Source organism: Streptomyces sp. NPDC045701 (genome assembly GCF_056432045.1).
The window spans coordinates 147,438-167,561 of sequence record NZ_JBWKJV010000010.1 but is presented as its reverse complement, the minus strand read 5'-3'; the positions used below and the strand labels follow the sequence as shown (position 1 = coordinate 167,561).

General features: G+C 73.2%; 21 protein-coding genes. 9 read left to right on the top strand and 12 right to left on the bottom strand.

Annotation, left to right across the window (positions count from 1 at the left end; genetic code table 11):
* Positions 1-167 precede the first annotated feature (167 nt).
* Positions 168-812 (bottom strand): TetR/AcrR family transcriptional regulator, encoded by a 645-nt coding sequence (locus AC07DW_RS14805; RefSeq protein WP_478858029.1) that lies wholly within the window; start codon positions 810-812, stop codon positions 168-170.
* A 62-nt stretch (positions 813-874) separates the two neighbouring features.
* Here AC07DW_RS14805 and AC07DW_RS14800 point away from each other — a divergent pair, with 62 nt between their 5' ends.
* The 3 genes from AC07DW_RS14800 (at position 875) to AC07DW_RS14790 (ending at position 3,078) form a co-directional block, all read left to right on the top strand.
* Positions 875-2,026 (top strand): acyl-CoA dehydrogenase family protein, encoded by a 1,152-nt coding sequence (locus AC07DW_RS14800; protein ID WP_478858028.1) that lies wholly within the window; start codon positions 875-877, stop codon positions 2,024-2,026.
* Between the two features lie 60 nt (positions 2,027-2,086).
* Complete coding sequence (locus tag AC07DW_RS14795) at positions 2,087-2,374, top strand: YiaA/YiaB family inner membrane protein (RefSeq protein ID WP_478858027.1); 288 nt, start codon at positions 2,087-2,089, stop codon at positions 2,372-2,374.
* Between the two features lie 62 nt (positions 2,375-2,436).
* The gene (locus AC07DW_RS14790) at positions 2,437-3,078 is read left to right on the top strand and encodes a TetR/AcrR family transcriptional regulator (RefSeq protein ID WP_478858026.1); all 642 of its coding nucleotides are present in this window, start codon (positions 2,437-2,439) and stop codon (positions 3,076-3,078) included.
* Here the strand turns inward: AC07DW_RS14790 and AC07DW_RS14785 are convergent.
* Complete coding sequence (locus tag AC07DW_RS14785) at positions 3,069-3,530, bottom strand: MaoC family dehydratase (protein ID WP_478858025.1); 462 nt, start codon at positions 3,528-3,530, stop codon at positions 3,069-3,071. The genes AC07DW_RS14790 and AC07DW_RS14785 overlap by 10 nt on opposite strands.
* Before the next feature lie 105 nt (positions 3,531-3,635).
* Between AC07DW_RS14785 and soxR the strand changes: the two genes are divergently transcribed.
* On the top strand, positions 3,636-4,136 hold the full coding sequence (gene soxR, locus AC07DW_RS14780; RefSeq protein ID WP_478858024.1) for a redox-sensitive transcriptional activator SoxR: 501 nt from the start codon (positions 3,636-3,638) through the stop codon (positions 4,134-4,136).
* A 113-nt stretch (positions 4,137-4,249) separates the two neighbouring features.
* Here the strand turns inward: soxR and AC07DW_RS14775 are convergent, their stop codons facing one another.
* The 6 genes from AC07DW_RS14775 to AC07DW_RS14750 form a co-directional block, all read right to left on the bottom strand.
* Positions 4,250-4,669 carry a DUF2267 domain-containing protein gene (locus AC07DW_RS14775; protein ID WP_478858023.1) on the bottom strand — a complete coding sequence of 140 codons (420 nt, stop codon included), beginning with the start codon at positions 4,667-4,669 and terminating at the stop codon, positions 4,250-4,252.
* An 83-nt stretch (positions 4,670-4,752) separates the two neighbouring features.
* Positions 4,753-5,184, bottom strand: coding sequence for an Hsp20/alpha crystallin family protein (locus AC07DW_RS14770; protein WP_478858022.1), 432 nt, complete (start codon positions 5,182-5,184; stop codon positions 4,753-4,755).
* Positions 5,185-5,282: 98 nt separating this feature from the next.
* Entirely contained in the window at positions 5,283-6,350 is a 1,068-nt protein-coding gene (locus tag AC07DW_RS14765; RefSeq protein ID WP_478858021.1) for an RNA ligase (ATP), read from the bottom strand.
* A gap of 72 nt (positions 6,351-6,422) precedes the next feature.
* Entirely contained in the window at positions 6,423-7,145 is a 723-nt protein-coding gene (locus AC07DW_RS14760; protein ID WP_478858020.1) for a 3-keto-5-aminohexanoate cleavage protein, read from the bottom strand.
* Positions 7,146-7,305: 160 nt separating this feature from the next.
* The gene (locus tag AC07DW_RS14755; protein WP_478858019.1) at positions 7,306-7,917 is read right to left on the bottom strand and encodes a hypothetical protein; all 612 of its coding nucleotides are present in this window, start codon (positions 7,915-7,917) and stop codon (positions 7,306-7,308) included.
* 336 nt (positions 7,918-8,253) lie between these two features.
* A complete protein-coding gene (locus AC07DW_RS14750) occupies positions 8,254-9,513 on the bottom strand; it encodes an exo-beta-N-acetylmuramidase NamZ family protein (protein ID WP_478858018.1) in 1,260 nt (419 codons plus the stop codon).
* Positions 9,514-9,734: 221 nt separating this feature from the next.
* On the opposite strand from AC07DW_RS14750, the gene AC07DW_RS14745 reads away from it, so the two are divergent.
* Genes AC07DW_RS14745 through AC07DW_RS14735 form a run of 3 tightly spaced genes read left to right on the top strand, consistent with a single transcriptional unit; the run spans position 9,735 to position 12,794 of the window.
* Complete coding sequence (locus AC07DW_RS14745) at positions 9,735-10,499, top strand: SDR family oxidoreductase (protein WP_478858017.1); 765 nt, start codon at positions 9,735-9,737, stop codon at positions 10,497-10,499.
* Complete coding sequence (locus AC07DW_RS14740; protein WP_478858016.1) at positions 10,496-12,160, top strand: AMP-binding protein; 1,665 nt, start codon at positions 10,496-10,498, stop codon at positions 12,158-12,160. Before AC07DW_RS14745 ends, AC07DW_RS14740 begins: the two co-directional genes overlap by 4 nt.
* A 40-nt stretch (positions 12,161-12,200) precedes the next feature.
* Entirely contained in the window at positions 12,201-12,794 is a 594-nt protein-coding gene (locus tag AC07DW_RS14735; RefSeq protein WP_478858015.1) for a TetR/AcrR family transcriptional regulator, read from the top strand.
* Between the two features lie 56 nt (positions 12,795-12,850).
* On the opposite strand, the gene AC07DW_RS14730 is transcribed toward AC07DW_RS14735, so the two are convergent.
* From AC07DW_RS14730 to AC07DW_RS14720, 3 genes are all read right to left on the bottom strand, one after another.
* A complete protein-coding gene (locus tag AC07DW_RS14730; RefSeq protein ID WP_478858014.1) occupies positions 12,851-14,599 on the bottom strand; it encodes a lysyl oxidase family protein in 1,749 nt (582 codons plus the stop codon).
* Between the two features lie 260 nt (positions 14,600-14,859).
* A complete protein-coding gene (locus AC07DW_RS14725; protein ID WP_478858013.1) occupies positions 14,860-16,074 on the bottom strand; it encodes an acyl-CoA dehydrogenase family protein in 1,215 nt (404 codons plus the stop codon).
* A 9-nt stretch (positions 16,075-16,083) separates the two neighbouring features.
* Entirely contained in the window at positions 16,084-17,106 is a 1,023-nt protein-coding gene (locus tag AC07DW_RS14720; RefSeq protein ID WP_478858012.1) for a phosphotransferase family protein, read from the bottom strand.
* 136 nt (positions 17,107-17,242) lie between these two features.
* On the opposite strand from AC07DW_RS14720, the gene AC07DW_RS14715 reads away from it, so the two are divergent.
* Positions 17,243-18,622 (top strand): enolase C-terminal domain-like protein, encoded by a 1,380-nt coding sequence (locus tag AC07DW_RS14715; RefSeq protein ID WP_478858011.1) that lies wholly within the window; start codon positions 17,243-17,245, stop codon positions 18,620-18,622.
* 111 nt (positions 18,623-18,733) lie between these two features.
* Here the strand turns inward: AC07DW_RS14715 and AC07DW_RS14710 are convergent, their stop codons facing one another.
* Complete coding sequence (locus tag AC07DW_RS14710; protein WP_478858010.1) at positions 18,734-19,030, bottom strand: hypothetical protein; 297 nt, start codon at positions 19,028-19,030, stop codon at positions 18,734-18,736.
* Between the two features lie 109 nt (positions 19,031-19,139).
* Between AC07DW_RS14710 and AC07DW_RS14705 the strand changes: the two genes are divergently transcribed.
* Complete coding sequence (locus AC07DW_RS14705) at positions 19,140-20,075, top strand: NADP-dependent oxidoreductase (RefSeq protein WP_478858009.1); 936 nt, start codon at positions 19,140-19,142, stop codon at positions 20,073-20,075.
* Positions 20,076-20,124 lie beyond the last annotated feature (49 nt).

The following is a 20,124-nucleotide window of genomic DNA, read 5'->3' as shown; positions in this document are numbered from 1 at the left end:
CCGCGGGCCGGGCGCGACCTCACGGACACGGCCTGGCCCCCGGCCCACCCGCCGCGCGACCCCGGCCGCCCGCGGGCGGCCGGGGCACGCGTGCCGCTCGCACCGGCGGCGTACGTGCCGCACGTGTGCCGCTCCCGCACCGGCGGCGTCGTGCCGCGGCGCCGGGCTCAGCGCCGTACCGCTCCCTCGTAGCGCACCGCGAGTCCGTCCAGCAGCGCTCGCAGGCCCGTCTCGAAGGCGCCCTCGTCGACCTGCTCCTGCCGTTCGGCCAGGAGGTGGGCCCGGCCCAGGTGCGGGTAGTCGGCCGGGTCGTAGGCCGTCTCGTCGTCGACGAATCCGCGGGCGAAGGAGCCGAGCGCCGAGCCGGTGATGAAGTACCGCATCAGCGCGCCGATGTGGGTGGCCTGGGCCGGGGGCCAGCCCGCGCGGACCATGGCGCCGAAGACGGCGTCGGCGACGCGCAGGCCGGCCGGGCGGCGGCCGGGGCCGCGGGCGAGCACCGGCACGATGTTGGGGTGGTCGGTGAGAGCCGCGCGGTACGAGACGGCCCAGTCGTGCAGGGCGGTGCGCCAGTCGCGGCCGTCGTCCTCGTCGAACATCGACAGGTCGACCCTCGCGCTCACCGAGTCCGCCACCGCCTCCAGGATCTCGTCCTTCGTGCGGAAGTGGTTGTAGAGCGACGGCCCGCTGACGCCCAGTTCGGCGGCGAGGCGACGGGTCGAGACGGCGTCCAGCCCCTCCGCGTCCACGAGCGCACCGGCCGTGGCGACGATGCGGTCTCTGCTCAGCAGGGGCTTGCGCGGTCGGGCCATGCGGCACATAGTAGGCCGGGTACCGGAAACTAGCAGTGGTAGTTAAAGTGGGGTGACCGCGCATGAACCTGGAGCTGAGCGAGGAGCAGACGGCCGTCAGGCAGCTCGCCGAGGACTTCGTCCAGCGCGAGATCGCCCCGCACGCCGTCGCCTGGGACCGGGCCGAGAGCGTCGACAGGTCGATCGTCGAGAAGCTCGGCGCGCTCGGCTTCCTCGGCCTCACCGTCCCCGAGGAGTACGGCGGCTCGGGCGGCGACCACCTGGCCTACTGTCTGGTCACCGAGGAGCTGGGGCGCGGCGACTCGTCGGTGCGCGGCATCGTGTCCGTCTCGCTGGGCCTGGTCGCCAAGACCATCGCCGCCTGGGGCGACGAGGAGCAGAAGCGGCACTGGCTGCCCCGCCTCACCTCCGGCGACGCGCTCGGCTGCTTCGGCCTCACCGAGCCCGGCACCGGCTCGGACGCCGGAAACCTCACCACCCGGGCCGTGCGCGACGGCGGCGACTACGTCATCAACGGCACCAAGATGTTCATCACCAACGGCACCTGGGCCGATGTGGTGCTGCTCTTCGCCCGTACCAACGACACCCCCGGTCACCGCGGCGTCTCCGCCTTCCTGGTCCCCACCGACACCCCCGGCCTCACCCGCCGCACCATCCACGGCAAGCTCGGCCTGCGCGGCCAGGCCACCGCCGAACTGGTCCTCGAAGACGTCCGCGTGCCCGCCTCGGCGCTCATGGGCCCGGAGGGCAAGGGCTTCTCCATCGCCATGTCCGCGCTCGCCAAGGGCCGGATGTCGGTCGCCGCCGGATGCGTCGGCATCGCCCAGGCGGCGCTGGACGCGGCCGTGCGGTACGCGGGGGAGCGGGAGCAGTTCGGCAAGCGGATCGCCTCGTACCAGCTCGTCCAGGAGCTGATCAGCGACATCTCCGTCGACGTGGCCGCGGCGCGGCTGCTGACCTGGCGGGTCGCCGACCTCGTCGACCGCGGCCAGGACTTCGCCACGGCCGCCTCCCAGGCCAAGCTGTTCGCCTCCGAGGCCGCCGTGCGGTCGGCCAACAACGCCCTCCAGGTCTACGGCGGTTACGGTTACATCGACGAGTACCCGGTCGGCAAGCTGCTGCGCGACGCCCGGGTGATGACCCTGTACGAGGGCACCAGCCAGATCCAGAAGCTGATCATCGGCCGCGCCCTGACGGGCGTCTCCGCCTTCTGAGTACGCTCATGAGTACGGCGGCGGATGCGGGCCGCGCCACGGCGTCCGCATCCTGGCCCCATGAGTGACACACCGGTCAAGCAGCAGAACACGGCCGCCTACTACGGCCAGGCCGTCGCCTCGTTCGGGATCGCCCTCGGCGCGGTCGCCCTCGGCGTCTTCAACCTGGACGCCGACGCCTGGGTGCGGGCGTTCCTGGGCGTCGCGGTCCTCTACCTCACCACCTCCGCCTTCACCCTGGCCAAGGTCGTCCGCGACCGGCAGGAGGCCGGGCAGATCGTCAGCCGGGTCGACCAGGCCCGGCTGGAGAAGCTGCTCGCCGAGCACGACCCCTTCCAGAAGCTCTAAGCGCTTGCTCACTGTCGGGGTATGGTGTTCGTCCTGTGACCACCGGAAGGGGCGAGCGAGCGATGAGTACGGCGGAGGAAGCGGCCGGCGGCGAGGACACGCCGTGGGACGAGGTGACCCCCGACGCGGCCAGGCGACTGCTCGTCGCCGCCGTCGAGGCCTTCGCCGAGCGCGGCTACCACGCCACCACCACCCGCGACATCGCGGGCCGGGCCGGGATGAGCCCGGCCGCGCTCTACATCCACTACAAGACCAAGGAAGAGCTCCTCCACCGGATCAGCCGCATCGGCCACGTGAAGGCGCTGCACATCCTCCAGGCCGCCGCCGACGGGCCCGGCACCGCCGCGGAACGGCTCGCCGACGCCGTGCGCTCCTTCGTCCGCTGGCACGCCGGCCGGCGCACCACCGCCCGCGTGGTCCAGTACGAGCTCGACTCGCTCGGCGACGAGCACCGCGCGGAGATCTTCGAGCTGCGCCGCAGGAGCGACGCCACGGTGCGCCGCATCATCAACGAGGGCGTGGCCACGGGCGAGTTCGACGTCCCCGACGTCTCCGGCACCACCCTCGCGGTGCTCTCGCTCTGCATCGACGTGGCCCGCTGGTTCAACACCGAGGGGCGCCGGACGCCCGACGAGGTCGGCGCGCTCTACGCCGACCTCGTGCTGCGGATGGTGGGCGCCGCGGCGCCCGGGGCTCAGAAGTAGTAGCGGGACACCGACTCCGCGACGCACACCGGCTTGTCGCCGCCCTCGCGCTCCACCGTCACCACGGCCGTCACCTGCACGCCGCCGCCGGCGTCCTCGACGTCCTTCAGCAGGGCCGTCGCGCGCAGTCGCGACCCGACCGGCACGGGGGCGGGGAAGCGCACCTTGTTGGTGCCGTAGTTGACACCCATCCTCATCCCCTCGACCCGCATGATCTGCGGTACGAGGAGGGGGAGCAGCGACAGCGTGAGGTACCCGTGCGCGATGGTCGTCCCGAACGGCCCCGCCGCGGCCCGCTCCGGGTCCACGTGGATCCACTGGTGGTCGCCCGTGGCCTCGGCGAACAGGTCGATCCGCTTCTGCTCGATCTCCAGCCAGTCGCTCCGCCCCAGCTGCTCGCCGACCGCCGCGCGCAGCTCTTCGGCGGATGTGAAGATCCTCGGCTCTGCCATGTTCCGGCTCCCCTGACACTCGATGTCTAAGCGCTTGCTCAGCATGGTGCGGGGAACGCGGTCCTGTCAACGGACGGCCGGGGCGCGCCCAGTAGGGTTCGCGGGGTGCCGCAGATTCCAGAGAAGATCAACGAGCTCACCGTCGGCCAGCTCTCCGCGCGCAGCGGGGCGGCCGTCTCGGCCCTGCACTTCTACGAGTCCAAGGGCCTCATCAGCAGCCGCCGCACCAGCGGCAACCAGCGCCGCTACAGCAGGGACGCGCTGCGCCGCGTCGCCTTCGTACGCGCGGCGCAGCGCGTGGGCATCCCGCTCGCGACGATCCGGGACGCCCTGGCGGAGCTGCCCGAGGAGCGGACGCCCACCCGGGAGGACTGGGCGCGCCTGTCGGAGGCGTGGCGCGCGGAACTCGACGAGCGGATCAACCAGTTGAGCCGTCTGCGGGACCACCTCACCGACTGCATCGGCTGCGGTTGCCTCTCCCTGAAGACGTGCGTGCTCTCCAACCCGGACGACGCCATAGGTGAGCGCCTCGTCGGCTCGCGCCTCCTGCCCGAGCGGCGCCGCCCGGCCGCCGGGGACGCGCCCGCCCCGAAGGCGCAGGCGTAAGCGGCGGGGGGAGGACGGGTGGGGTAGTTCGCCTGGGGGGGGGGGGGGGGCTGCGCGCGGCCCCGCGGCGCGGCCCGGGCGCGGCGGGGCCGGCCGCCCGGTCCCGTCGACCGTCAGGCCTCCGGGGTCAGGTCCGGTCCGGCCATGCCGGGACGGCCGAACAGCAGGTCGTAGCCCGGCGGCAGCTGGAGGAGTATCCGGCGCATCAGGTCGTCGCCCGCCGTGTCCGCCACCACGCTCAGGACCGCGCCGACGTCCCACTTGGCCGTCTCCTCCGTGGCGCCCTCGATCCATGCCGCCGTCGCCCGCACGAACCGCTCCGGTCCGAGTGGCTCCGCGGCGGGGAGCGGGTTGAGCAGGACCAGGGCGCAGGTCTCCGGCAGGCCGGCGGCCAGCTCGGCCCGCTCGTTGCCGACGAGGTGGGCGCCCAGCAGGGCCAGGACGACGCGGGCTGCCCGGTCGGCCTCCCGCCGGGAGGGGTACTCGCCGCGTTCCTGTACCGCGGCCAGGAACGCGTCCCACTGCATGCGCATCTCTCTCCCTCGGCGTTGATCGGCGGGTGGGGGCGGGCCGGGTGGGACCCGTCCCCACCCGTCCTGCGGCGCGGCGGGTGGATTCAGCCGCTGATCAGCCTGCGGTCGCCGGCGCGGTCGCCGCCGCTGATCTCGATCCTGCGTGGCTTGGCCTGCTCGGCGACCGGGATCCGCAGTGTCAGGACGCCCGTGTCGTAGGACGCCTGGATGCGGTCGGTGTCCAGCGTCTCGCCCAGGAACAGCTGGCGGCTGAACGTGCCGGCGGGCCGCTCGGCGATGACCATCTCCGCGTCGCCGTCCGGGGCGGTCCGGCGCTCGGCCCGGACGGTGAGCACATTGCGCTCCACGTCCAGGTCGATGCTCTCGGGGGTGACGCCCGGAAGGTCGAGCAGGACGACGAACGTGTCCCCTTCGCGGTAGGCGTCCATGGGCATGGCCGCCGGGTGGGCGCTGGTGCCCCAGAGGCGTTCGGTGAGCCGGTCGAGTTCACGGAAGGGGTCGGTCCGCATCAGCATCGTCGGTCCCTCCTCTGCGTACTCACGGATGCTGCTGACCGTCTGCCTCCTCTTATAACTCCACCGGACAAAGTTGACAAGAGGGCACTCAATAAAGCTCACTCGTACTCGGTGCCGCCCCTGCGGGTGAGGTAGGCGGGACTCACCGCCTTCGCTATCGCCCGGCCGCCCACCACCGGGCTGTACCGCTCGCCGGCCGGGCGGATCACCACGCCCTCGCGCAGGTGCAGCTCCCGCCCCGAGACCGTCTCCCGGCCGGTGGCCAGCTCCAGCACCTTCGCGATGTCGTACGGCCCCGTGTACAGCCGGGGCGCCGTCGGCAAGGCGCCCTCCAGCACCTCGGCCGGGTCCAGCCACCGGACCTGCCCGCCGACCTCGGCCGCGACGTCGAAGACGGCGTAACCCAGCTCCGGGCCGCGAACGTCGGCGCCGTACGCCAGGTCCTGCACCCCCGCCCCGAAGACCTCGCCGAACACCCCGATCCGGGACGCGCCCAGCCCGGCGGCGAGGCGTGCGGCGACCGCCGGCACGCCGTACGCCCGGACCGCCCGCCAGTACAGGTTGCGCGGGTCCTCCCGCAGGGCCAGGCCCTTGGCGCCGAAGCCCTTCGAGGAGACGTACACCCGCTCGTCCCCGGCGACGTACGTCATCAGGCAGGCCGTGCCGTGCAGCTTCTCCGTCAGGACGACCGGCTCGCCCGGCGCGAAGATGTCCGGGTACCGCTGGATGTTCTCGATGTCGACCCACGGCAGCAGGTCCGGAGCCGGCTCCACGTCACCGTTCATCGTCGTCGGCACCGGCGGCGCCCACTTGGTGACGCCCAGCGCCTCCGCGAAGTTGGTGCCCTCGGCGGCCGCCCGTGCCAGGTCCACGTCCGCGAGGGCCACCGGCCGGCAGACGAGGCCCTGCGACAGCTCACCGCGCAGCCGTACCGCCTTCACCCGGTTCGACGCCTTCCCGGCCAGCCGTCCGGTCAGCCCCAGCTCCTCGACGAGCTCCGGCGGCAGCACCGCCTGCTCCGGGATGTACACGGCCGCGTCACCGGTGCGATAGGCACCCTTGGCGACGACCGCGCGGTACAGGCCCACTTGGGCGAGCTCCAGGGCGTCGGCGTTCGGATGGTCGTGCACGGTCAGCACCTCGGCGGTGACACGCAGGGTCGACATGGCTCTGCTCCTCCTGGCGGGGTCCTCATCGCCCCCACTGTCGCCGGACGTGAATACGGTGGCCCACCGAATTCACCGCTTGGTATCGTCGCGTTCCGCCCGGGCCGCCGCGACCAGCCGCGCGTTCGACCCCGCCGGGCGCCCGTCGGGCAGCAGCAGCGTGTCCTCCAGGCCCACCCGGGTGTCCAGACCCAGCCGGAACGCCAGGCGCAGCACCGGCCACGTGCCGCCGTCCTCGCCGTGCAGCAGCACGGGCACGCCAAGGGCGCCGCCCAGCTCCGCCAGCAGGCCGCGGGCCGTGTCCCCGGCCGACGCCGGGTCCCGGTCCGTCACCTCGGCCAGCACGCGCGACGCCCGGGGCGCCAGGGGCGACGCCAGGAACCGCCGCACCCCGTCCGTCCCCGACCAGAGGCCCGCCTCCACGCCCACGCCCCGCTCCAGCAGCGCCGCGGCCACCTCCTCGGCACCCGGCTCGTGCCAGTTGACCGAGGCGAGGTCGGGCAGCACCGTCCAGGATCGCACCCGCTCCACCCGCCGACCCGGGTCCGGCTCCGCCCACGCGCCGGTGGTCACCCCGACCGGAACGTCCACCGCGCCCCGTATCGCCTCCAGTACCGCGGCCACCGCACGCGGCGACAGCGTGTCGTCCCCGCAGGGCGTCTTGGGGTGCACGTGCACCTCGGCGGCCCCGGCCGCCACCGCGAGGGCGGCCGACTCGGCCATCGCGCCGGGCGACACGGGCACGGCCGCGGGATCCCCCGTCCCGCGGCTCCCGTTCAGACAGACCTGGATCATGCCCCGATGGTGCCACCCGCCACTGACAGCCCCCGCCGGCAACGGGCCCCGCCCGCAACGGGCCCCGGGCGCACGGGCGTCAGGGGCACGGGGCGTCAGGGCACGGGCGCACGGGCGTCAGGGCACGGGCGCGGGGCGGCGCCGGTGCGCGCCCCCGCGCTCATGCCACCGACGCGAGCTCCTTGCGCCGGCCGCGCTTGGCCAGTGCCAGCGCCTCGGGCGTCAGTACGGCCTGCGGCACCACCACCCCGCAGCTCGTGCACACCGGGCCGAACCACGGCTCGTTCGACAGGTTCGACCGCCAGACGATCCCGTCCCCCGCGCACACCGGGCAGTGCTCGCCCGGCCCCGCCTCCAGGGCGGTGATCAGCCGGCGCAGCGCCTCCGCGAGCGGCACCGTCGGGTGCAGCGACGGATCGTCGCACCGCGCGATGCCGTTGCCGCCCCAGGTGCGCCGGTGCCAGTCGTCGATCCAGCCCGGCCGTCGCAGCCCGTCGTGCTTCTCACGCCTGCGGCGCGCGGCGAACTTGGCCTCGTACGCGAGCCACACCGCGCGCGCCTCCTCCAGCTCGTCGAGCGCGGCCACCAGCCGCGCCGGATCGGGCTCCCGGTCCTCGGGCCCGAACCTGTGCCGGGAGCACAGGTGGTCCCAGGTGGCCCGGTGCCCATAAGGGGCGAACCGTTCAAGGCACTTGCGCAGCGAATACCGCCGTAGCGCCAAATCACCTTCTGGATCCCGTACCTGTCTCGCCAGGCTCCGGAAACCGGCCATCGCACTGCCACCTCCGTCACTCGTACTTCGGCGTCGATGAATGGACGTACGGGTTCCCAGTTCGGCTCCATCGAAAAACGAATGACGCCCATCGGCGGGACATCTGACGTGAAATGCCCCCGCGGCGCCCCGCGCGGCGACTGCGGCGAAGTGACGCTCCCTCACCGCGGCGCCGGACCACAGCGCCGGTCCACCGCCTCCGGGGCGGGCACGAACCCGCCCCCACCGGTCGCGCCGCACCGGCGACGGCATCGGCGCGATACCGCCGCCGCGGAGGCCGGGCGGAACGGCCCGGCGCCCGCCCGGCCGTGGCCGGTTCGGCCACCGACGCCCCGCTCAGCGGTACATCAGGTACCGCCGCCGCACCGACCGGAAGGCCGCCAGGTCCGCCTCCCAGGCGGCCACCACCTCGTCCGTGCCCGCACCAGCGTCGATCAGCGTCCGGACCCGCGTCGAGCCGGTCAGCCTGTCGATCCAGTTGTCCGCCCGCCAGGCGAAGCCGCTCCAGCTCCGCTTCGCCGTCACCAGGAGACCGATACCCGCGCGCACGGGATCGAATGCCTCCCGGTCGTCCACGTGCACCTGCACACCGCCGACCGTCCTCCCCGCGAACTTGGAGAACACCGGGGCGAAATACGCCTCGCGGAACCGGACACCCGGCAGGTCCAGGGCGTTCGCCGCCTCCGCCCACCGGCGGTCCACCCCCTCGGCGCCCAGCAGTTCGAAGGGGCGCGTCGTGCCCCGCCCCTCCGACAGGTTCGTCCCCTCGAACAGGCACGTGCCCGCGTACACCAGCGCGGTGTCCGGCGTCGGCATGTTGGGGCTCGGGGGCACCCACGGCAGCCCCGTCGCGTCGAAGAAGTCGGTCCGCCGCCACCCGGACATCCGTACGGTCGCCAGCTCCACCGGCTCCGCCAGGAACTCGCCGTTGAACAGCCGCGCCAGCTCCGCCACCGTCATCCCGTGGGCCTGGGCGATCGGCTCGCGCCCCACGAACGTCGCGAACGCCCGGTCCAGCACCGGCCCGAGAGCCGCCCGCCCGGTCACCGGGTTCGGCCGGTCCAGCACCATGAAACGCTTCCCCGCCAGTGCCGCCGACATCATGCAGTCGTACAGCGTCCAGATATACGTGTAGAAGCGCGCCCCCACGTCCTGGATGTCGAAGACGACCGTGTCGACCCCCGAGGCGGTGAACACCTCCGCCAGCGCCCGCCCGCTCTTCAGGTACGTGTCGTACACCGGCAGGCCCGTCGCCGGGTCGTCGTACCGCCCCTCCGAACCACCCGCCTGGGCCGTGCCGCGGAAACCGTGCTCGGGGCCGAAGACCGCCGCCAGGTCCACCCGGTCGTCGGCGTGCATGACGTCCACGATGTGCCGCGCCTCGGAGGTCACCCCCGTCGGGTTGGTCACCACCCCCACCCGCTGCCCGGCCAGCGCCGCGTACCCGTCGGCCGCGAGCCGGTCGAAGCCGGTCCGCACCCGGCGGCCGGCTCCGCGCGCGGCCGCCCGGCCGGGAGCCGCCACCATCCCCGCCGCCGCTCCCGCCGCTCCCGCCGCGCCACCGGCGACCAACAGACCCCGTCTGGACACGCTCATCCGTACACCTCCGTGACGCCCGACCGTTCCGGACTCGCACGCTAGCGCGCCCCCGGGCCCCGGGGAACGAAGACGGCACGGCGGTCTTCCCTCACTCCTCGAGTGCCTCGGCCTCGGCCGGGTCGACGGGCGGCGCGGCCTTCCCCCCGCACATACCGACTGGTTAGTCTGTCCCTCGGCCGGCAGGGACGGCCGCGAATCACGACGAGAGGCGGGTCTCGATGAGTACGGTCCAGGGCGCGGGCGTGGTCGTCACCGGAGCGGGCGGCGGCATCGGAGCCGCACTCGCCCGCAGGTTCGCCGCCGAAGGGGCCCGCGTCGTCGTCAACGACATCGACCCCGGGCGCACCAAGGCCGTCGCCGACGAGATCGGCGCCACCGCCGTCCCCGGCGACGCCTCCGCCATCGTCGAGGAGGCCCGCGAAGCGCTCGGCGGCACGGTCGACGTGTACTGCGCCAACGCCGGCCTGGCCTCGCCCGGCGACGCCTTCGCCGAGGAAGACGTGTGGGCCGCGGCCTGGGACGTCAACGTGATGGCCCACGTCCGGGCGGCCCGCGCCCTGCTGCCCGACTGGCTGGAGCGCGGTTCCGGCCGCTTCGTCTCCACCGTCTCCGCCGCCGGACTGCTCACCATGGTCGGCGCCGCGCCCTACAGCGTGTCCAAGCACGGCGCGTACGCCTTCGCCGAATGGCTCTCGCTCACCTACCGCCACCGCGGCGTCAAGGTGCACGCGATCTGCCCGCAGGGCGTCCGCACCGACATGCTGACCGCCGCCGGCTCGGCGGGCGAGCTCGTCCTCGCCCCCACCGCCATCGAACCCGAGGACGTCGCCGACGCGCTGTTCGAGGGCATCGGGACCGACACGTTCCTGATCCTGCCCCACCCGGAGGTCGCCGGGTACTACCGGGCCCGTGCGACCGACCCCGAGCGCTGGCTGAACAACATGAGCCACCTCCAGCAGAAGTGGGAGGGCAGCGGGAAGTGAACCCGACGACCTCGATCTACGCGGCCAAGCCGTGGCTCGCGCAGCTCAGCGAGGCCCAGCGGGCCCCGGTACGGCCGGCCGCCACCCTCGTGCACGCCTTCCGCGCCGCCGTCGCCCGGGCCCCCGAGCACCCGGCCCTGGCCTACTTCGACGGGCGCCTGACCTACCGCGAGACCGACGCGCTCTCCGACTCGGTCGCCGGTTACCTGGCCTCCCGGGGCGTCGGGCGCGGCGACCGGGTCGCGCTCATGCTCCAGAACACCCCGCACTTCGTCCTCGCCCTGCTCGGCGCCTGGAAGGCGGGCGCGACCGTCGTCCCGCTGAACCCGATGTACAAGTCGGCCGAGGTCGCCCACGTACTGGACGACTCCGGGGCGAGCGCGCTGATCTGCTCCGACCGCGCCTGGGAGGGCTACCTGCGCGAGACGGCCGCCGGCTCGCCCGTACGCGTCGCCCTCACCGCCTGCGAGAAGGACCTCCAGACGCGCGACGACCCGCGCGTCCTCGGCTTCGACCGGCTGCCCGTGCCGGCCGACACCGACGACCTGGTCGCCGTCGCCCGGGCGGAGCACCCGGCGCCGCGGCACGGGCGCGACCTCACCCCCGCCGACGTGGCCCTGATCAGTTACACCTCCGGCACCAGCGGCACGCCCAAGGGCGCCATGAACCTGCACCGCGGGATCATGTACAACGCCGAGCGGCAGCGCACCGGCCACCCCGTCGAGGAGGGCGCCGCCTACTTCGCCCTCGCCCCGCTCTTCCACATCACCGGCATGGTCTGCGAACTGGCCGCCTGCGTCGCCAACGCGGGCACCCTCGTCCTCGCGTACCGCTTCGAGGCGGGCGTCGTCCTGGACGCCTTCGCCGAGCACCGTCCCGCCTACACCGTCGGCCCCTCCACCGCCTTCATGGCGCTGGCCGCCCACCCCGCCGCCACCCCCGGCCACTTCGCGTCCTTCCGGGTCATCTCCTCCGGCGGCGCCCCCCTGCCCCCGGCGCTGGTCGAGAAGTTCCGGGCCGGCTTCGGCCCGTACATCCGCAATGGGTACGGCCTCACCGAGTGCACCGCTCCCTGCGCCGCCGTGCCCCCCGAGAAGGAGGCCCCGGTCGACCCCGCCTCCGGCACCCTCGCGGTCGGCGTCCCCGGGCCCGACACCGTCGTCCGCATCCTGGGCGAGAACGGGGAGGAGGTGCCGTTCGGCGAACAGGGCGAGATCGCGGTACGCGGCCCGCAGGTCGTCCCCGGCTACTGGCGGCTGCCGGAGGCCACCGCCGAGGGCTTCCCGGACGGCGAGCTGCGCACCGGCGACATCGGCTTCATGGACCCGGACGGCTGGCTCTACGTCGTCGACCGCAAGAAGGACATGATCAACGCCTCGGGGTTCAAGGTGTGGCCGCGGGAGGTGGAGGACGTGCTCTACACCCACCCGGCGGTCCGCGAGGCGGCCGTGGTCGGTGTCCCCGACGCCTACCGCGGGGAGACGGTCAAGGCCTACGTCAGTCTGCGCCCGGGCGCCGCGGCCGGGGCCGACGAGCTCTCGGCGTACTGCGAGCAGCGTCTCGCGGCGTACAAATACCCCCGTGAGGTCGAGATCCTGCCGGAACTGCCGAAGACGACGAGTGGGAAGATCCTCAGGCGGGAACTGCGTCACCCCGCGTAAGACCCAGCGACACGCACACGTACGAGAGAGGTGGCGGCACATGGCCAGGACGACGGACGGGAACGGCACCCCCGTCCCCCAGAGGCTGCTGGCCACCGCCACCCGGCTCTTCGCCGAACAGGGGTACGACCGGACCTCCGTCCAGGAGATCGTCGAGGCGGCCGGCGTCACCAAGGGCGCCCTCTACCACTACTTCGGCTCCAAGGAGGACCTGCTCCAGGAGGTGTACGCGCGCGTGCTGCGGCTCCAGCAGGAGCGGCTGGACGCCTTCGCGGGAGCGGACGCCCCCGTGGAGCAGCGGCTGCGCGACGCCGCCGCCGACGTCGTCGTCACCACGATCGAGAACCTCGACGACGCGTCCATCTTCTTCCGGTCGATGCACCATCTGAGCCCGGAGAAGAACAAGCAGGTGCGCGCGGAGCGGCGCCGCTACCACGAGCGGTTCCGGGCCCTCATCGAGGAGGGGCAGGCGCAGGGCGTCTTCTCCACCGCCACGCCGGCCGACCTGGTGGTGGACTACCACTTCGGCTCGGTCCACCACCTGTCGACCTGGTACCGCCCGGACGGGCCGCTCAGCCCGCAGCAGGTGGCCGAGCACCTGGCCGACCTGCTGCTGAGGGCCTTGCGGGCCTGATCCGGGGCCTGAGGGCCCGGGGGCGGGACGCCCGGAGGTCCGGGCGCCCGGGCACGTCAGTTGGCGTTCACCAGGTCGTGCGCGGGGACGGTCACCGTACGCGCGCCCTTCTTGCCGCCCAGCACGACCTTGCGCAGGGCGCTGTTGTTGGTCAGGTCGGTCTCCTTGAGCCGCTTCTCCGGGTTGGCCAGCACCTGGATGTAGTAGGTGCCGTTCGGCAGCGAGGTGATGTCGAACGACTGGCCGGGCAGGTCCTGGGTGTAGGTGTCGCCGGAGCCGACGTCCAGCACCTCCCGCACCGAGATGGAGTTCTGCTGACCGCACGCCGTGGACAGATCGGTGTTGTACGGGTGCCAGTTGGCGTTCTTCACCGTGTAGTCGACCGCGTCGGTGTTGGCGAGGCAGAAGGCCTCCTTGCCGCTGCGCACCGCCACCTTCTGGTCGGCCTTCAGCAGCCGGTAGCTGGCGAAGTCGGTGAAGTGCCAGTGCTCGTGGCCCGGACGCGGGTCCCACTCCATGGTGCCGGTCGGGGTGTAGCCGACCTGCTTGCCCTTCGCGTCGTAGAAGTACTGGTAGGCGTCCATCAGCTCCTTGCCGGGCGCGCGGAAGCCGTCGACCACCAGCTGCGCCGGGCCGGCGTTCCACACGTTGGCGCTGAAGGCGAGGAAGTCCTTGCCCTTGTCGGGCCCTTCGGTGGCCGGCGGGCTGACGGTGATGCCGTAGGCGGGCAGCGAACGGAGGTCGGGCTTGGGAACATTCGGCACGGTCGCCTTGCCCGCCGGCCGCTTGGCCGCGGGCTTGACGGCGGGCGCCTTGCGGGAGCCGTCCGTCTGCCCGGCCCCGTCACCCATCCGTGCCCCGGCCTTGAGCCCCTGCCTCTTCACGGCCCACGGCACGGCGGGCGGCGCCGGGATCAGCGGCCCGTGGCCCACGTTGTACGAGGGTCCCGCGCCGCTCGTCGGGGCCGCGGGTGCAGCCGGGGCCACCGCGCCGTGACCGGCAGGGGCGGCGTGGTCGGCGTGGCCCGCGGGCGCGGTGCCGTGAGCGGCGTGGCCCGCCGCGGCGGAGTCGCGCCGCGCGGCGGGCGTCGCGCCGGCACCGCCCTCCGAGCTGATCTCGCGCACGGTCACCTTGACCGTCTGCGGCTTGTCCGCGATGCCGAAGATGTCGCGGTAACGCTTCGCCACGGACACCTTGGCCGTGTACTTCCCGGCCGGCAGGACGACGGGCTCCGCGTACACACCCGCGTAGGTGTTGGCGGCCCAGCCCTTCTCCACGCCCCACACGGAACCGAGCGTGAACGGGTTGGTGGGGCAGCTCTCCGGATACTTCGAGGTGGCCGGCGCGTCGGGGCGCACCCGGCCGGACGCGTTGTTGGGGCAGAAGGCCTCGGACCGGTTCAGCACGGTCTTGCCCGCCGCGTCGGTGACGGTCACCTGGACAAAGCCGGGCAGCCCGCCGAAGTCCTTCACCAGCCCCTTGGGCAGGGCCTTCTCCTTGGTCCTGCCGCCCTCTCTGATGATCTGCCTGGCGACGACCGGGTCCTTGTAGGACGCGCGGGTCACCTTCAGTTCCAGCGGGGCGTTCTCGGCGGTGACGTACGTACCGAGGTCGAGGTAGACGCCGGGCTCCTCCTGGTACGAGTCGAGGGTCACCGACTGAGAGGCGGCGATCAGGCTGAGCCGCGGGACGGACGGGGCGGCCTTGTCGTCGGGCGCGGCGGCGACGATACCGGCGGTCACGGCGACGGCCGCGGCTCCGGCGATCACCGAGCGGCCGAGACGGGCCTTGGGGGATCTGGTCATCGTTCCTCGTTCTGCGAGTGCCTGTCGGGGAAGACGACGGCCGGGGCGTGGTCGAGGCGCGTGGCCGTCTCCGACCGGTCAGAGTCGGCGTTCGGCCCCGGGGGTTGTCTGTGTGCCGACGAGTCGGCAATCCTTGGCCGAAACCGGACCGTGGACACCGGATCACGTCGTTTCGGGCCGTTCCCATCCGCCGGGCTGCCCGCATGTGATAGAGCCCGGGACCGGCCGCGGCCCCGGGCTCCTCACCACCGGACGGAGCGTCAGAGGTACTTGTTCAGCTCCCGTCGCGCCAGCGACCGCTGGTGCACCTCGTCCGGTCCGTCCGCCAGCTTCAGCGTCCGCGCCCCGGCCCACAGTTCGGCGAGCGGGAAGTCCTGGCTCACGCCACCCGCTCCATGGACCTGGACCGCCTTGTCGATGATGTCCACCACCGCCCGCGGCGTTGCGATCTTGATGGCCTGGATCTCGGTGTGCGCGCCCCGGTTGCCGACCGTGTCCATCAGCCAGGCGGTCTTCAGCACCAGCAGCCGCAGCTGCTCCACCGTCACCCGGGCGTCGGCGATCCACCCCTGCACCTGGCCCTGCGCCGCCAGCGGCTTGCCGAAGGCCGTACGGGACACGGCGCGCCGGCACATCAGCTCGATCGCCCGCTCGGCCATGCCGATCAGCCGCATGCAGTGGTGGATCCGGCCGGGGCCGAGCCGGGCCTGCGCGATGGCGAAGCCGCCGCCCTCCTCGCCGATCAGGTTCGCCGCCGGGACGCGGACGTCCTCGAACACGACCTCGGCGTGCCCGCCGTGGTAGTGGTCCTCGTACCCGTACACCTGCATCGCCCGCCGGACGTGCAGGCCCGGGGTGTCACGGGGGACCAGGACCATCGACTGCTGGCGGCGGACGTCCTCGCCGTCCGGGTCGGTCTTGCCCATGACGATGAAGATGGCGCAGTCCGGGTTCATCGCGCCGGAGATGTACCACTTCCTGCCGTTGATGACGTAATCGTCGCCGTCCCGCCGGATGCGGGTCTCGATGTTCGTCGCGTCCGACGAGGCGACGTCCGGCTCCGTCATCGCGAAGGCGGACCGGATCTCCCCGGCGAGCAGCGGACGGAGCCACCGCTCCCTCTGCCGCTCGTCACCGAACTGGGCCAGCACCTCCATGTTGCCGGTGTCCGGCGCCGCGCAGTTCAGCGCGGTGGGCGCCAACTGCGGGGAGCGGCCGGTGATCTCGGCGAGCGGTGCGTACTGGAGGTTGGTCAGACCGGCCCCGTGCTCCGCGTCCGGCAGGAAGAGGTTCCACAGGCCCCGCCGGCGGGCTTCGGCCTTCAGCTCCTCGACCACGGCCGGGGTGTCCCACGGGGAGGCGAGCTTCGCCCGCTGCTCGTGCGCCACCTCCTCCGCCGGGTACACGTACTCGTCCATGAAGGCGAGGAGTTCGCCCCGCAGTTCCTCGGTGCGCGCGTCGAACTGGAAGTCCATGGGTGTCGGTCAGCCTTCCTGGAGGGTGGTGAGGCCGTGCTCGATGAAGACGGGCACCAGGTCGCCGATGCGGTCGAAGCCGGCGCCGACGGTCTGCCCGAGGGTGTAGCGGTAGTGGATGCCCTCCAGGATCACGGCGAGCTTGAACCAGGCGAACGCCGTGTACCAGGAGATGGCGGAGGTGTCGCGGCCGGAACGGGCGGCGTAGCGCTCGATCAGCTCGGCGGGTGCCGGGTGGCCGGGCGCCGCCGCGGTGGTGGAGACGGGGGAGTGCGGCAGGTCCAGGCGGACGCTGTACATGGCCAGCAGGCCCAGGTCGGTCAGCGGGTCGCCGAGGGTGGACATCTCCCAGTCCAGTACGGCGTTGACCCGGTCGTCCTCGCCCAGCAGGGCGTTGTCCAGGCGGTAGTCGCCGTGGACGACGGTCGGGGCGGGGGAGCGGGGCAGCTCGCGGCCGAGCGCGGCGTGCAGCTCGTCGATCCCGGCCAGCTCGCGGCTGCGGGAGGCGTCCAGTTGCTTGCCCCAGCGCCGCAGCTGCCGGTCCAGGAAGCCGTCGGGCCGCCCGAAGTCGCCCAGTCCCACCGCCTCCGGGTCCACCGCGTGCAGGTCCACCAGCGTGTCGACCAGCCCCAGGACCGCGGCCCGGGTGCGTTCGGCGCCGAGCGGGGCGAGCTGCCCGGCGGTGCGGTACGGCGTCCCGGACACGAACTCCATGACGTAGAACGGTGCTCCGAGCACCTCCTCGTCCTGGCACAGCACCAGCGGCTCCGGCACCGGCACGGCCGTCGGATGCAGGGCGCTGATCACCCGGTGCTCGCGCCGCATGTCGTGCGCGGTCGCCAGGACGTGGCCGAGCGGCGGGCGGCGCACCACCCACTGGCCGGTGCCGTCGGTGACGACGTACGTGAGGTTCGACCGGCCGCCCTCGACGAGGCGGGCGCTGAGCGGTCCGCTCACCAGGCCGGGCCGCTCGCGGTCGAGGAAGCCGCGCAAGCGCTCGGGATCGAGGCCTGGTGGGGGAGCTGGGCTCATCGTTCGCACCTCCGGTGACGGGAGAAGGGTGGTGGTACGCAGCATGACCGACCAGTCGGTATGTCGTCCAGTGCCGGTGCGGGAACCGGCTGCGCGAGTCTGGCGCGATGATTACTGGACTGAATAGGGTTCACATATGGATACCGCGCTGTTGATCGACCACGTCCGGCTCACTCCACTCCTGATCGCCGACCCGCCCCTCCTCAACACGCAGGGCGTCCACCAGCCCTACACCCCGCGCCTCGTCGTGGAGGTCGTCACCCGGGGAGGGGTCACCGGTGTGGGCGAGACCTACGGCGACAGTGCCTACCTGGAGCTCGCTCGTCCCCTCGCCGAGGCGCTACCCGGGCACTCGGTCACGGACGTGAACGGCCTGTTCGCGCTCGCCGAGCGGGTGTGCCACGGCTCACCGGCGCCCGGGGCGGCGCCCGGGGCGGGCCAGGGAGAACGCCCGGGTGAGGGGGCGGGCGGGGACACGGGTGTGGACACGGGCATGGGCGCGCGTGTGGACGTGGACGTGGACGCGGGCGGGCTCCGGGGCGTCCGTACGGCTGCGAAACTGCTCCTCTCGGTCGTGTCGGGCTTCGAGGTCGCCTGCCTGGACGCCCTCGGCAAGGCCCTCGGCCTGCCGGTGCACGCCCTTCTGGGTGGCAAGGTCCGCGACGCCGTCGACTACAGCGCGTACCTCTTCTACCGCTGGGAGGCCCACCCCGACGGCGGTGAGCCGGACGACTGGGGCGCCGCCCTCGACCCGGCCGGCGTCGTCGCCCAGGCCCGGCGCTTCGTCGCGGAGCACGGCTTCCGCTCCTTCAAGCTCAAGGGCGGTGTCTTCGAGCCGGACCGGGAGATCGCCGCCGTCCGCGCGCTGGCCGAGACGTTCCCCGGCCGGCCGCTGCGCCTGGACCCCAACGGCGCGTGGTCCGTGGAGACCTCCCTGTACGTCGCCGAACGGCTCCACGGCGTCCTGGAGTACCTGGAGGACCCCGCGAGCGGCACCGACCGCATGGCCGAGGTCGCCGCCCGCACCGACCTGCCCCTCGCCACCAACATGTGCGTGACGACCTTCCCCGAGATCGCCCCCGCCTTCGCCCGGGGCGCCGTCCAGGTGGTGCTCTCCGACCACCACTACTGGGGCGGCCTGCACCGGACCCGCGAACTGGCCGCCGTCTGCCGGGCCTTCGGCGTCGGGCTGTCCATGCACTCCAACACCCACCTCGGCATCAGCCTCGCCGCCATGACCCAGGTGGCGGCGACCGTCCCCAACCTCGACCACGCCTGCGACAGCCACTACCCCTGGCAGACCGAGGACGTCATCACCACCCGTCACGTGTTCCGCGACGGCCGGCTCGTGGTCACCGACGCGCCCGGCCTCGGTGTCGAGCTGGACCGCGACCGGCTCGCCGCCCTGCACCGGCGCTGGCTCGACGACGACGGCACCATGCGCGACCGCGACGACGCGGCGGCCATGCGCAAGGCCGACCCGGCCTGGATCACCCCGGCGGCCCCGCGCTGGTGACGGACCCCGCCGCCACGCGCGCGTGACGGCGCCCGGCGGCCGTGCGGGAAGTCCGGGAGGTCGTTCCGCACCGTTCGGACCCCCGCACCGGCGGCCGTCCGCACGGTCGCCTCAGTGGTCGTCCCAGTGGTCGCCGTGGGCGGCGTGGCGGTGGCCCTCGTGCACGTAGTCGACGTGGTCGCCGTGCGCGACGGCCGGGTGCCCGCAGCCGTCGCCGTGCTCGTGGGCGTGCCCGCTGTGGGCGACGTGCTCGCCCGGCTCGCACTCGTCCCAGTGCCCGGCGTGCTCCCGGTGCAGGTGCCCGTCGTGCACGAAGTCGAGGTGGTCGTCGTGGACCATGGCCTGATGCCCGCAGCCGGGGCCGTGGGCATGGCCGTGGGCGGAGTGTTCCTGATGGAGGACGGTCATCGCGGGGCCTCCGGACTGGACGTCGGTGACACCTTCAGGCTAGTCCTGTTCGCCGGGAATGATCTGCTTCGTCTTGCGGACCGGCGGCCCCGGCCGGAGGGTCGGACCTATGAAGGCGATCACTTACCGCCGCTACGGCGGCCCCGAGGTCCTCGAGTTCGGCGACCGCCCCGACCCCAAGGTGGGTCCGGACAAGGTGCTCGTCGCCGTACGCGCGGCGGCGGTCAACCCGGTCGACTGGAAAGCCCAGGCGGGCTACCTCGACACGACCTTCGACACCGTCTTCCCGGTGATCCCCGGCTGGGACGTCTCCGGCGTCGTCGTCCAGCCCGGGGTGTCCGTGCCCGAGTTCGCCGTCGGGGACGAGGTGATGGGGTACGTACGCGAGGACGTGCTGTGCCACGGCACCTTCGCCGAGTACGTCGCCGCGCCCGTCCGCACCCTGGCCCGCAAACCGCGCAACCTGGGCTTCGAGGAGGCGGCCGCCCTCCCGCTGGCCGGGCTCACCGCCTACCAGGCACTGCACCGGGCGCTGCGCGTCCACTCCGGCGACACCGTCCTGGTGCACGCCGCGTCCGGCGCCGTCGGGTCGATGGCCGTCCAGATCGCCCGGCACCTCGGCGCCCGCGTCATCGGCGCCTCCCGCGACCACGCCCAGGACGGGGTGCGCGAGCTCGGGGCGGAGCCGGTGCCGTACGGCGACGGCTTCCGCGACCGCGTCCGGGAGCTGGCCCCGCACGGCGTGGACGCCGCGCTCGACACGGTCGGCGGCCAGGTGCTGAAGGACTCGGCCGCCCTGCTCGCCCCGGAGGGCCGCCTCGCGTCCGTCGCCGACGGCGAGGTGCTCACCATGGGCGGCCACTACTACTGGGTACGCCCCGACACGGCGGACCTCACCGCGCTCGCCGGGCTGGTGGAGCAGGGCGCCCTGACGGTACGGGTCGCCAAGTCGTTCCCCCTGGAGCGGGCGGCCGACGCCCAGCGCGCCAACATGGAGGGCGGCCTCAACGGCAAGGTCGTCGTGACGGTGGGCCGCGACCGCTGACCGGCCACCGGCCCCGGGCCGGCCACCGGTCGACCACCCGCCCCGGTCG

Bases quoted from the DNA above. Each gene is read 5' to 3' on its own strand.
- AC07DW_RS14720 (WP_478858012.1), bottom strand. From the start codon at position 17,106: ATGAGCCCAGCTCCCCCACCAGGCCTCGATCCCGAGCGCTTGCGCGGC.
- AC07DW_RS14785 (WP_478858025.1), bottom strand. From the start codon at position 3,530: ATGGCAGAGCCGAGGATCTTCACATCCGCCGAAGAGCTGCGCGCGGCG.
- AC07DW_RS14710 (WP_478858010.1), bottom strand. From the start codon at position 19,030: ATGACCGTCCTCCATCAGGAACACTCCGCCCACGGCCATGCCCACGGC.
- AC07DW_RS14760 (WP_478858020.1), bottom strand. From the start codon at position 7,145: ATGATCCAGGTCTGTCTGAACGGGAGCCGCGGGACGGGGGATCCCGCG.
- AC07DW_RS14770 (WP_478858022.1), bottom strand. From the start codon at position 5,184: ATGCTGATGCGGACCGACCCCTTCCGTGAACTCGACCGGCTCACCGAA.
- AC07DW_RS14750 (WP_478858018.1), bottom strand. From the start codon at position 9,513: ATGAGCGTGTCCAGACGGGGTCTGTTGGTCGCCGGTGGCGCGGCGGGA.
- AC07DW_RS14755 (WP_478858019.1), bottom strand. From the start codon at position 7,917: ATGGCCGGTTTCCGGAGCCTGGCGAGACAGGTACGGGATCCAGAAGGT.
- AC07DW_RS14745 (WP_478858017.1), top strand. From the start codon at position 9,735: ATGAGTACGGTCCAGGGCGCGGGCGTGGTCGTCACCGGAGCGGGCGGC.
- AC07DW_RS14775 (WP_478858023.1), bottom strand. From the start codon at position 4,669: ATGCGCATGCAGTGGGACGCGTTCCTGGCCGCGGTACAGGAACGCGGC.
- AC07DW_RS14800 (WP_478858028.1), top strand. From the start codon at position 875: ATGAACCTGGAGCTGAGCGAGGAGCAGACGGCCGTCAGGCAGCTCGCC.
- AC07DW_RS14795 (WP_478858027.1), top strand. From the start codon at position 2,087: ATGAGTGACACACCGGTCAAGCAGCAGAACACGGCCGCCTACTACGGC.
- AC07DW_RS14765 (WP_478858021.1), bottom strand. From the start codon at position 6,350: ATGTCGACCCTGCGTGTCACCGCCGAGGTGCTGACCGTGCACGACCAT.
- AC07DW_RS14715 (WP_478858011.1), top strand. From the start codon at position 17,243: ATGGATACCGCGCTGTTGATCGACCACGTCCGGCTCACTCCACTCCTG.
- AC07DW_RS14730 (WP_478858014.1), bottom strand. From the start codon at position 14,599: ATGACCAGATCCCCCAAGGCCCGTCTCGGCCGCTCGGTGATCGCCGGA.
- AC07DW_RS14790 (WP_478858026.1), top strand. From the start codon at position 2,437: ATGAGTACGGCGGAGGAAGCGGCCGGCGGCGAGGACACGCCGTGGGAC.
- AC07DW_RS14735 (WP_478858015.1), top strand. From the start codon at position 12,201: ATGGCCAGGACGACGGACGGGAACGGCACCCCCGTCCCCCAGAGGCTG.
- AC07DW_RS14805 (WP_478858029.1), bottom strand. From the start codon at position 812: ATGGCCCGACCGCGCAAGCCCCTGCTGAGCAGAGACCGCATCGTCGCC.
- AC07DW_RS14725 (WP_478858013.1), bottom strand. From the start codon at position 16,074: ATGGACTTCCAGTTCGACGCGCGCACCGAGGAACTGCGGGGCGAACTC.
- AC07DW_RS14705 (WP_478858009.1), top strand. From the start codon at position 19,140: ATGAAGGCGATCACTTACCGCCGCTACGGCGGCCCCGAGGTCCTCGAG.